The 9,817-nt window shown below is 73.7% G+C and carries 9 protein-coding genes; 4 read left to right on the top strand and 5 right to left on the bottom strand.

Going from position 1 to position 9,817, the window contains the following annotated elements; genetic code table 11:
• Positions 1–139 precede the first annotated feature (139 nt).
• From AAHZ94_RS20670 to AAHZ94_RS20650, 5 genes are all read right to left on the bottom strand, one after another.
• Positions 140–1,057 carry a methyltransferase domain-containing protein gene (locus tag AAHZ94_RS20670; protein ID WP_349994467.1) on the bottom strand — a complete coding sequence of 306 codons (918 nt, stop codon included), beginning with the start codon at positions 1,055–1,057 and terminating at the stop codon, positions 140–142.
• Positions 976–2,115: a hypothetical protein gene (locus AAHZ94_RS20665; protein ID WP_349994466.1), complete on the bottom strand. Its 1,140-nt coding sequence runs from the start codon at positions 2,113–2,115 to the stop codon at positions 976–978. Before AAHZ94_RS20665 ends, AAHZ94_RS20670 begins: the two co-directional genes overlap by 82 nt.
• 170 nt (positions 2,116–2,285) lie before the next feature.
• Positions 2,286–3,026, bottom strand: a complete 741-nt coding sequence (locus tag AAHZ94_RS20660; protein ID WP_349994465.1) for a TetR/AcrR family transcriptional regulator — start codon at positions 3,024–3,026, stop codon at positions 2,286–2,288.
• 217 nt (positions 3,027–3,243) lie between these two features.
• On the bottom strand, positions 3,244–4,353 hold the full coding sequence (locus AAHZ94_RS20655) for a PDR/VanB family oxidoreductase (RefSeq protein WP_502964725.1): 1,110 nt from the start codon (positions 4,351–4,353) through the stop codon (positions 3,244–3,246).
• Complete coding sequence (locus AAHZ94_RS20650) at positions 4,346–5,299, bottom strand: metal-dependent hydrolase (protein ID WP_349994463.1); 954 nt, start codon at positions 5,297–5,299, stop codon at positions 4,346–4,348. Before AAHZ94_RS20650 ends, AAHZ94_RS20655 begins: the two co-directional genes overlap by 8 nt.
• Positions 5,300–5,746: 447 nt before the next feature.
• Here AAHZ94_RS20650 and AAHZ94_RS20645 point away from each other — a divergent pair, with 447 nt between their 5' ends.
• The 4 genes from AAHZ94_RS20645 to AAHZ94_RS20630 all read left to right on the top strand — a co-directional run bounded on the left by AAHZ94_RS20645 (position 5,747) and on the right by AAHZ94_RS20630 (position 9,658).
• Positions 5,747–6,259 (top strand): toxin-antitoxin system HicB family antitoxin, encoded by a 513-nt coding sequence (locus tag AAHZ94_RS20645; RefSeq protein ID WP_349994462.1) that lies wholly within the window; start codon positions 5,747–5,749, stop codon positions 6,257–6,259.
• 78 nt (positions 6,260–6,337) lie between these two features.
• The gene (locus AAHZ94_RS20640) at positions 6,338–7,183 is read left to right on the top strand and encodes a DUF4097 family beta strand repeat-containing protein (protein ID WP_349994461.1); all 846 of its coding nucleotides are present in this window, start codon (positions 6,338–6,340) and stop codon (positions 7,181–7,183) included.
• 622 nt (positions 7,184–7,805) lie between these two features.
• Entirely contained in the window at positions 7,806–8,825 is a 1,020-nt protein-coding gene (locus tag AAHZ94_RS20635) for an ATP-binding cassette domain-containing protein (RefSeq protein ID WP_502964726.1), read from the top strand.
• A 44-nt stretch (positions 8,826–8,869) separates the two neighbouring features.
• Complete coding sequence (locus AAHZ94_RS20630) at positions 8,870–9,658, top strand: ABC transporter permease (protein WP_349994459.1); 789 nt, start codon at positions 8,870–8,872, stop codon at positions 9,656–9,658.
• The last annotated feature ends 159 nt before the right edge of the window (positions 9,659–9,817 follow it).

Below are 9,817 nucleotides of genomic sequence, written 5' to 3'. Positions count from 1 at the left end.
CCCCCCCCGCTATCAACACACGGCTTAGGGTGGGCCGCGTCATTTGTGTATAAGACACCGGCCGGGCGGGGTCGTCGTAGGTGACACACCCGGACCCGGCCGGCCCCGAGCCCGTCAGGCCCGCTCGGGTGGGACCGCCTCACTCCTGAGGGGTGCCGAGCACCAGCAGGTAGTACGTCAGGTGGTCGCGCGAGAAGGCGCGGTAGAGGTCCATGACGGCGTCGGTCTGGGCCGTGGCCTCCTTGCCGAACCGTTCCTCGATCTCCGCGCGCCGGTCGTTGTACAGCACGGTCATGAAATCGCTACAGAGCACCATGTTCGGCGTCATGTTCTGCACCTGGAGGATCTCGTACCCGGCCTCGTGTACCTCGGCGAGCAGGTCGGGGAACGGCTTGGGCGGCGGGCTGGCCCAGAGTTGGGCGAAGGCCGCCGCCTGATCCGCCGGGGGCGTGCCACGCTCGCAGAACTCGGTCATCAGGAAGCGACCGCCGGGGCGGAGCACCCGGCGTGCCTCGCGGAAGCCGGCCGGCCGGTCGGAGAGGTGCGCGAAGCAGTCGATGGACCAGGCGGCGTCGAAGGTGGCGTCCGGGTAGGCCAGGTCCATGGCGTTGCCGTACTCGAAGGTGATCCGCTCGCCCAGCCCCGCGTCCTGGGCCCGCTGCCGACAGTGGAGCAGTTGTTGCTGACTAACCGTCACCGCGGTCACTCGGCCACCGGAGCGTTCGGCCAGCCGTACCGTGGGGCCGCCGGTGCCACAGCCGATGTCGAGCAGGTCGGAGTCGGCGACGGGGCCTAGGGTGTCGATGAGGAAGTCGGTCTGACGCTCCTGTGCCAGGTCGGCGAGGTCGATCAGGGAGGGGGAGCGGCGAGGCGTGTCGTGCGGGACAAACAGGCCCACGTGGATGGCGGCCGTGCCGAGCATCATGGCGATCAGATCGCCCGACTGGTCGTACATGGCCCCCACTTCGTCCGGTGTCAGCGCCGTGGGTGTGTCGGGGGTGGTCGATGGGGTGGCGGGGTCAGTGGTGGGTGTGGGTGTGGCATCGAGGTCAGCCATGGCCGTCGTGGGTCCCTTCTGCACGAGGTTGCCGATGGGGTGGGTGGGGGCCGTGCACCGCTTTGGGGGCGGGGGTGCCGCGGGAGTGTGGGCCACGGGGTCGGGCCCGGGGACGATGTGGTGTGCGGTGGCGCCGGCTGGCGCGGGTGGGGCGAGGCGGGCCGGGAGAGCGGCGGCGCGTACGGGTGGGGGCGAGCGGGCCGGGGACGGCGGCGCGTACGGCGCGGTGTCCGGCTCGTCACGTCAGCGTGCCATCCGGGCCCCGGGTTGTCTGCGGTCCGGGTGGGCGCGCTGCCTGTCAGGCTCGCGGATTGGCCCCGCGTCCGCCGGCGGGTAGCCGTTGGTGCGACGCATACGACGAGCCGGGGCGAAGTCCCCGACCAGCGGTGGAGCATCCGGCGCCGGGCCGTGGCCGCGGGCCGGGGGGGGGGGGGGGGGGGGGGGGGGGGGGGGGGGGGGGGGGGCGGCGGCGGCGCGGCGCCGGGGGGGGGGGCCCCCCCCCCCCCCCCCCCCCCCCCCCCCCCCCCCCCCGGCCGGTCCGCGGCGCGGCCCGCACGCCAGGACCCCTCGTCTTCGCCATCGGCCAGCTCGTCCGCCGTGCGGCCGTCGCCGTCATCGCCGGGCCCGGCCTGCGCCGTCCCGTCGGAACCGGCCGCCCGGGGCGCGGCGCCCTCCGACTGCTCCGCGTCCTCCTCCACCGGGGCGGTGTTGTCCGCCCACCAGTCCGCCAGCAGCTCGGCGGCGTCGAACGCCGCGGGGCTGGTCGCCAGATCGGGCCCCAGCTCCTCGTTCCACGGCTGGTCGCCGTCGCTCTCGCGCGCCCCGCCCAGCAGCACCGGGTGCAGTCCCGCCGCCTTCAACGCGGGCAGCAGTTGCCGCCACGACTCCTCCGTGGCGGGCTCGGTGGCGCGCCACAGCAGCGGCTCGTGCCACGGGCCGTCCAGCGTCAGTCGGTGCAGGGTCCCCGGCGGCAGGTCGAAATCGAGACCCAGGGAACGGCCCGTCGGGTCGGACGCCAGGGTGTGGAGCGGGTTCGGAGGTGTTACGTGCGTGGTCACAGAAGAGACGCTACCGCCGGTGTCTGACAACTCGGCGTCGAACAGGCATCCGGCGGTCAACGACACGGGGCGCAACCGTCAGTTCACCGCTCCGTCGTCCCCTGGCCGGCCCCACACCGACCCGGCTGGCCTCCCCCCGGGACCCGGGGCGGCCGCCCGCGGCCGACCGGTCAGCCGGGCGGAATCAGCGTGATGAGATGGGCCACCAGATCGGCGAAGTGCCCGTCCGGCGGCTCCTGTTCCAGCATGCGGCGGACCAGCGCGGCGAGTTCCGGATCGTGGACGGCGCTCACCGCGGCCAGCGCCGCGAAGTCGTACACGAGCTGTATTTCGAGTTCGGCCCGCGGCACCGCCTGCCCGTCGAGCCAGAGCAGGGCGGTCGTCTCGGCCAGCGACACCCACGACCTGACCACCAGCGACAGCCGCTCGGACGGCCGCTCGACTTCGAGGTGCGTCAGGATCTGCTCGTACGCGGCCTGCCGCACGTCATCGACGGTGGCGCGGGTGTTGCTGAACGCGGGCCCCTGATCGGTGCCGGTGGCGCCGGTGGTGGTGCCCACGGCGGCGGCCGGGCCGCCGCGCATCAGGGCCGAGAAGCCGGGGCCGTGGTCCTCGACGAAGTCGAAGAAGCGCCCCATGACGCGCAACAGGCGTTCGGCCAGCGGCCCCGCGGGCGGCTCGACGAACCGGTTGCTCAACTCGTCGGCGGCGCGCCGCAACGCCGCCTCGTACAGGCTCTGCTTGCCGGGGAAGTAGTGGTACACCAGCGGCCGGGAGATGCCGGCGCGTTCGGCGATCTCGTCGATCGACACGTCTTCCGGGCGTCGATGCGCGAACAGTTCGAGGGCGACCGTGATGAGCTGCTCACGTCGCTCCTCGACGCCCATTCTGCGCCGTACGCTGCCTGCCATGCGGCCATCCTAGTTGGCCGCCCACGCCGCCCGGCGCACGGCCGAACGCCGACCCCGCGCGCGTATCCGCAGGCCGCACGGGGTGCGGGCGTGGCGGTCTGGGCATCCGTAACCTCCTTGCCGGGCACGTGCGTTGGGGCGATCCTGCGCGCCACCCCGGGCCCGCGTCCGATGGCCGGTACGCGCCTCCCACCTCGGTCACGCCCGCCGGCCGGGCTCAGAGATCCAGGACGATCCGGTCGCCGTACGCGCGCGAGACGCACACGAGCATGCGGTCCGCGCGCTCCGCATCGGCGAGGAGGGCGTCGCGGTGGTCGACGTCGCCGGCGCCGCCGCGCTGTACGCAGGTGCCGCAGAAGCCCTGCGTGCAGGAGTACGCGAGGTCGGGCCGGCCCTGCGCGCGGCGCGCGGCCAGCACGGTGGTGCCGGGCGGGACGGTGACCGTGCGGCCGGTCCGGCGCAACTCCACGGTGAACGCCCGCTCGGGCCGATCGGCCGGGCGCCCGGGGCCCGGCGTGAACCGCTCCAGGTGCAGCCCGCCGCCGGGCGGATCGGCCGCGCACACCGCGGCGACCGCGTCCATCAGCCCGCCGGGGCCACAGCAGTAGACGGCGGCCCCGGCCGGCGCCCCGGCCAGCGCGCCCGCGAGGTCCGGCCGCCCATCGGTGTCCGCGGGCACCACACTGACCCGCTCGGGCCCGCCGAGCCGCAGCACCTCGGACACGAACGGCATGGAGGCCAGCGAGCACCCCCGGTACACCAGCCGCCACGGCGCCCCCGCGGCCTGCGCGGCGCGCAGCATCGGCAGGAGCGGGGTGATCCCGATGCCGCCCGCGACGAACACGTACGCCGCCGCCTCGACCAGCGGGAACCGGTTGCGCGGCCCGCGGACCTCGATCTCGGTGCCCACGTGCAGCCGCTCGTGCACCTCGCGGGAGCCGCCGCGGCCGTCGGCGACCAGCCGGGTGGCGATGGTGTACGCGCCGCGGTCGGCCGGGTCGCCGCACAGCGAGTACGGGCGGACCGCGCCCGAAGGCAGCACGAGATCGAGGTGCGCACCGGGCGCCCAGGCCGGCAACCCCTCACCGGCGAGCCGCAGTTGCACCACCCCGTCGGCCACCTCGCGCCGCTCCGCGACCCGCACCCGCAGGCCGGCGGCGGGCGCGCGCCGGTCGCGCCCGGAGATCGGCACGTCGAGCGCGGGCAGCGGCCACAGCGGCGACCGCTCCACCTTGCGGCCGACGGCATGCCGTACGAACAGCGCGGCGGCGGTCACGGCCACCGCGGCCCGCGGGCCGGGCAACGGGACGCGGGCCACCTCAGGCACCTCCGGTCGGGCCGGCGGAGGCCTGTTCGAAGCCGGCGGCGGGGGCCTGTTCGGCCTCGGCGGCCCGGGCGGCCGGCGAGCGCTCCAGATAGGCCACGGCCTGGGCGGTGCTGCACTCGTGCGAGGGGTGGTAGCCGGGGCTCAGGTACGCCGGGATGGAGCGGGCGATGGCACCGGTGCGCGGCAGCAGGCCCTGTCGCCCGGCGCGGGTGAACTCACGGAAGCTGGCCCTGCCGTCCGGCAGCGTCGGATCGTTGGCCATGAAGAACCGCAGCCCGCGCTGCCACAGGAAGACCAGCGCGGCGAACGCGGTGCCCCAGGTCCGCACCCGGCGCCGGTAGCTGCCGTCCACGTGCAGGAACAGGTCGAACGCCACCGACCTGTGCTCCACCTCCTCCGCCCCGTGCCAGCGCAGCAGGTCGAGCATGACCGGATCGCAGCCCCTGTGGTCCAGCGCCTCGGCGCCCAGCACCCAGTCACCGAGGAACGCCGTGTAGTGCTCGATCGCGGCGATCAGCGCCACCCGCTCCAACAGCCACCACTCGCTCGCCCGGCCCGGCGGCAGCGTGCGGTCGCCCAGCAGCTTCTCGAAGAGCCAGTCCACCTGCGCCGTGTACGGCGTCGGGTCGAGACCTTGCGCGCGCAGGTGCGGCAACACCTGGTCGTGGGCCTGGGCGTGCATGGCCTCCTGGCCGATGAAGCCGAGCACGTCCGCCCGCAGCCGCTCGTCCCTGATGCGCGGCAGGACCTGCCGGTAGACGTGGACGAACCACCGCTCGCCGGCGGGCAGCAACAGGTGCAGCACATTGATCGTGTGCGTGGTGGACGGGTCGCCCGGCACCCAGTGCAACGGGGTCCCGGCCCACGCGAAGTCGACGTTCCGCGCCCTGAGCGCCGTGTACTCCGAGGCCACGGGGACGGGCTGCGCCTTGGCCGTATTAGACATGCCGTCAATGTACTGGCGGGTAAGGAGTCGGCGACAGGGGTGTGCGGCGGGGATTTTGCCGGGGATTCCGCTGGGGTTCTGTTGGGGGGAGCGGTATGGGTGTGGGGTTGGCGTTCGGATTGGCCTGGCGTTCGGGGTGGGCTGGCCTTCGGGTCGGGTGGCGTACGGTCGCGCGCTCGCGTTGGTGCGGGGAGGGTCGTCGGCTGCGTGTGGCGCCAGAATGGCATCACCTGGCGCCGTCTGGTGCTAGGTGGCGCCAGGTGGCTCCGGATGGCGCCACGTGATGCCAAGGGGTCGCCGAATGGGGGCCTGGGCATGCGTGGCACCGCTTCCTTGTTGAATGGTGCCAACGTATTCATGCAGGTCAGGGCCGTGCGGGTCAGTTGGTGTACGGCGTGGCGCCAACAGTGCTTGCGTATAGCGCCAAAGTGATGCCATGATGACGTCATGGACCTCACCCCGTATGTCGAGACGCTCCGCCGGGAGCTCGCGGTCGCCGCTGAAGCCGGTGGCGACGATGCCCGCGAGCTCGCCGAGCGGCTGACCGCGCCGCTGGAGTCGGCGACCCGGCTGACCCTGCTCAACGTGCTCTCGGCCGCGATGGACGAGATCACCCGCGAACTCGCCCCGGGCTCGGTCGACCTGCGGCTGCGCGGCCTCGACCCCGACTTCGTGGTGACCCCACCCCCCAGCAGCGAACCCGCCGCGCCGCCCGCCGCGCCGGTCGAACCACTCCTCGCCGCGCCGCAGGCCGAGGCCGACGAGGGTGGCACCGCCCGGGTGAACCTGCGCCTGCCGGCCCAGCTCAAGGCGCGCGCCGAGGAGGCCGCAGGCCGCGAGGGCCTGTCGGTCAACGCCTGGTTGGTGCGCGCCGTCTCGGCGGCGGTCGGCAGCGGCCAGCCGCGGCCGGTGACCCAGACCCGCAACGTCGGCCAGGGCTTCACGGGCTGGGTGCGCTAGCCGCGCGCGGCCGTACGAACTTCCCCACCGCGTCCCACCAACGGGGACGACCCGAAAACCACTGAGGACGGGACAGCCATGCCTACTTTCGACACCCCGGAAACCGTCGCGGCGACCGTGCACGTGGAGGCCGGCTCCATCCGGTTCCGCGCCACCGACCGCAGCGACACCGTCGTGGACGTGCAGCCGCGCGACCCCAAGAAGGAGCAGGACCTGCGGTCGGCGGAACAGACCGAGGTCGCCTACGCGAACGGGACGCTGACCGTGCGCACCCCCAAATCGCGCTACCTCGTCGGGCGCACCGGCACCGTCGACGTGACCGTCGAACTGCCCGCGGGCTCGGACGTGCACCTGACCGGCGCCTGGGCCCAGGTGCTCGCCGAGGGCCGGCTCGGTGAGGTCCGGGTGCGGACCTCCTCCGGTGACGTACGACTCGATGAGACCGGGCCGCTCCACCTGACCGCCGCGCACGGTTCGATCACCGTCGACCGGGTCATCGGCACGGCCGAGATCCGCACCAGCACCGGCAGCGTACGGGTCGGCCTGCTCGACGGGCCGGCCGTGCTGAAGAGTTCGCACGGCACCACGACCGTCGGCGCTGCCACCGGCGACCTGCGGGTGAACGCGGCCAACGGTGACATCGACATCTCACGCGCCGAAGGTTCGGTCGTCGCGGCCACCGCGCACGGCTCGCTGCGCCTCGGCGAAGTGGCCCGCGGCACCGTCCAGTTGGAGACCGCTTACGGCTCCATCGAGATCGGCATCCGCGCGGGCACCGCCGCCTGGCTCGACGTCAGCTCCAACGCGGGCCAGGTGCGCAACCAACTCGCCGAGGCGCCCGCTCCGGAGAAGACCGAAGACACCGTCGAGGTCCGCGCCCGCACCCGCTACGGCACGATCGACGTCCTCCGCGCCAAGGTCTGAACCGCCCGGCCCGGCATCGGCCCACACCACCATCGCCGGGCGCCGTAACGGTCCCGCGCCGTAACCCACTCGCGCCGCGAGTGCCCCGCAGCCGCCGGGCCGCGCAGCCGCCGGGCGTCGCAACCGCCGGGCGTCGCAACCGCCGGGCGTCGCAACGGTCCCCGCGCTCCAGCCGTCGGGCGCTCGCACCACCCTGCCCCCGCGCCTGACGCCCGTACCAGCCGCTACCGGCTCATACCAGCCCAGAGCGGCACCGCGCCGCCACCACGCCAGCGGCGCCGGTCGGCCCTGACCGTCCCGCCGAGCGGCCCGTCCCGCCGAGCGACTGGCGCCGCCCGCCGGTGCCGCACCACCGCCCGCGTCCCGTCCGCACGCCGCGCCCCGCCGCCGGCCAGGCCCCGCCGCCGCACGCACCACCCCCATGGCGGCCGGCCCCGTACGCCCCACGCGTCACCCCGCGTCACCCCCGCGCCACCGACCCCGCCCCGCGCGGGCCTCATCGCGGCGAGCCACTCCGTGCGACGCGCGCAACCCAGGCCCGGACCGGCCCAGGACCCAGGACCTGGCCCCATCCCCGTCAACTCCCGCCTCCGAATGGAGAGCAACTATGCCTTCCTCTGTCATGCCCACGTCTAGCGTGAGGAGCGGCCACTCGGCCCCGATCGCCATCTCCGCGGTCGGACTGCGCAAGTCCTACGGGACCAAGAAGGTGCTCGACGGCATCGATCTGCGCATCCCGGCCGGTACGGTCTTCGCGCTGCTCGGGCCGAACGGCGCCGGCAAGACCACCACCGTGCAGATCCTGTCCACGCTCATCAGCGCCGACAGCGGCCAGACCCAGATCGCCGGCCACGACCTGGTGCGCGCCCCGCAACGGGTGCGTGCGGCGATCGGCGTGACCGGTCAGTTCTCGGCCGTCGACGGGCTGATCACCGGCGAGGAGAACATGTTCCTCATGGCGGACCTGCACCACATGTCCCGGGCGGCAGGCCGGCGCACCGCCGCCGAACTCCTGGCCCGCTTCGACCTGGCGGACGCGGCCAAGAGGCCCGCGTCCACCTACTCGGGCGGCATGAAGCGGCGCCTTGACATCGCCATGACCCTGGTCGGTGACCCGAAGATCATCTTCCTGGACGAGCCGACCACCGGCCTGGACCCGCGCAGCCGGCACACCATGTGGCAGATCATCCGCGAACTGGTCAAGGGCGGCGTCACCGTCTTCCTCACCACGCAGTACCTGGATGAGGCGGACCAACTCGCCGACCGCATCGCCGTGCTCAACGACGGCAAGATCGCCGCGGAAGGCACCGCCCACGAGCTCAAGCGGATGATCCCCGGCGGCCACGTACGGCTCCGCTTCACCGACCCGGTCGGCTACCGGCGCGCCACCCACGCCCTGCACGAGGCCACCGGACCCGCGGCGGACGGCTTCGTACCGGTGGGCGGCGCCCGGGACGACGCCGCGCTCTCGCTCCAGATCCCCAGCGACGGCAGCCAGCGCGAACTGCGCTCCATCCTCGACTGGTTGGACGCCACCGGCATCGAGGCGGCCGAACTGACCGTGCACACCCCCGACCTCGACGACGTGTTCTTCGCCCTGACCGGCCCGCGCAGCGAAGTCGCCCCCGCACCCCCCGCATAGCCCGGCCCGTCCGCCCGCTCCCACTCCTCGAAGGACGTCCTCTGATGAGCTCCCTGGCCCTCGCCGTGCGCGACTCCTCCACCATGCTGCGCCGCAACCTGCTGCACGCCAGGCGCTACCCGTCCCTCACCCTGAACCTGCTGCTCACCCCGGTCGTCCTGCTGCTGCTCTTCGTCTACGTGTTCGGCGACGTGATGAGCGCCGGCATGGGCGGCGACGCGGACCGCTCCCGGTACGTGGCGTACCTGGTGCCCGGCATCCTGCTGATGACCATCGGCGGCACCGTGGTCGGCACCGCCGTCTCGGTCGCCGGGGACATGGCCGAGGGGATCATCGCCCGGTTCCGCACGATGGCCATCCACCGCGGGTCGATCCTCATCGGGCACGTCATCGGCAGCGTGTTGCAGTCGCTGGCCAGTGTCGTGCTGGTGGGGCTGGTCGCCGTCGCCATCGGCTTCAGGTCCACGGGCGCCACGGCCCTGGAGTGGCTGGCCGCGTTCGGGCTGCTGGCGCTGGTCGCCTTCGCCCTCACCTGGATCGCCGTCGGGATGGGCATGGTCAGCCCGAACGTGGAGGCGGCCAGCAACAACGCGCTGCCGCTGATCGTGCTGCCGTTCATCTCCAGTGCCTTCGTCCCGATCGACGCGATGCCGGGCTGGTTCCAGCCGGTCGCCGAGTACCAGCCGTTCACGCCGGCCATCGAGACCCTGCGCGGGCTGCTGCTCGGCACCGAGATCGGCCACAACGGCTGGCTAGCGGTCGCCTGGTGCCTGGCGCTGAGCGTCCTCGGCTACTTCTGGTCCCAGGCCACCTTCGACCGCGAACCGAAGTAGCGGCCCCCGGGCTCAGCACCCCGCGCCCGACACCCAGCACTCCGCACCCACCGCCCGGGGGGGGGGGGGGCGCGCCCCCCGCGCGCCCCCCCCCCCCCCCGAGGGGCCACGCGGCACACAGGCCGGGGGGCCCGACCGGGTGGCAAATAGAAGCTATAC

It is taken from the genome of Streptomyces sp. HSW2009 (genome assembly GCF_040240285.1).
Classification (GTDB): Bacteria; Actinomycetota; Actinomycetes; order Streptomycetales; family Streptomycetaceae; genus Streptomyces.
The sequence above is the reverse complement of the archived record's forward strand: the minus strand, read 5'-3'. Positions and strand labels throughout refer to the sequence as shown.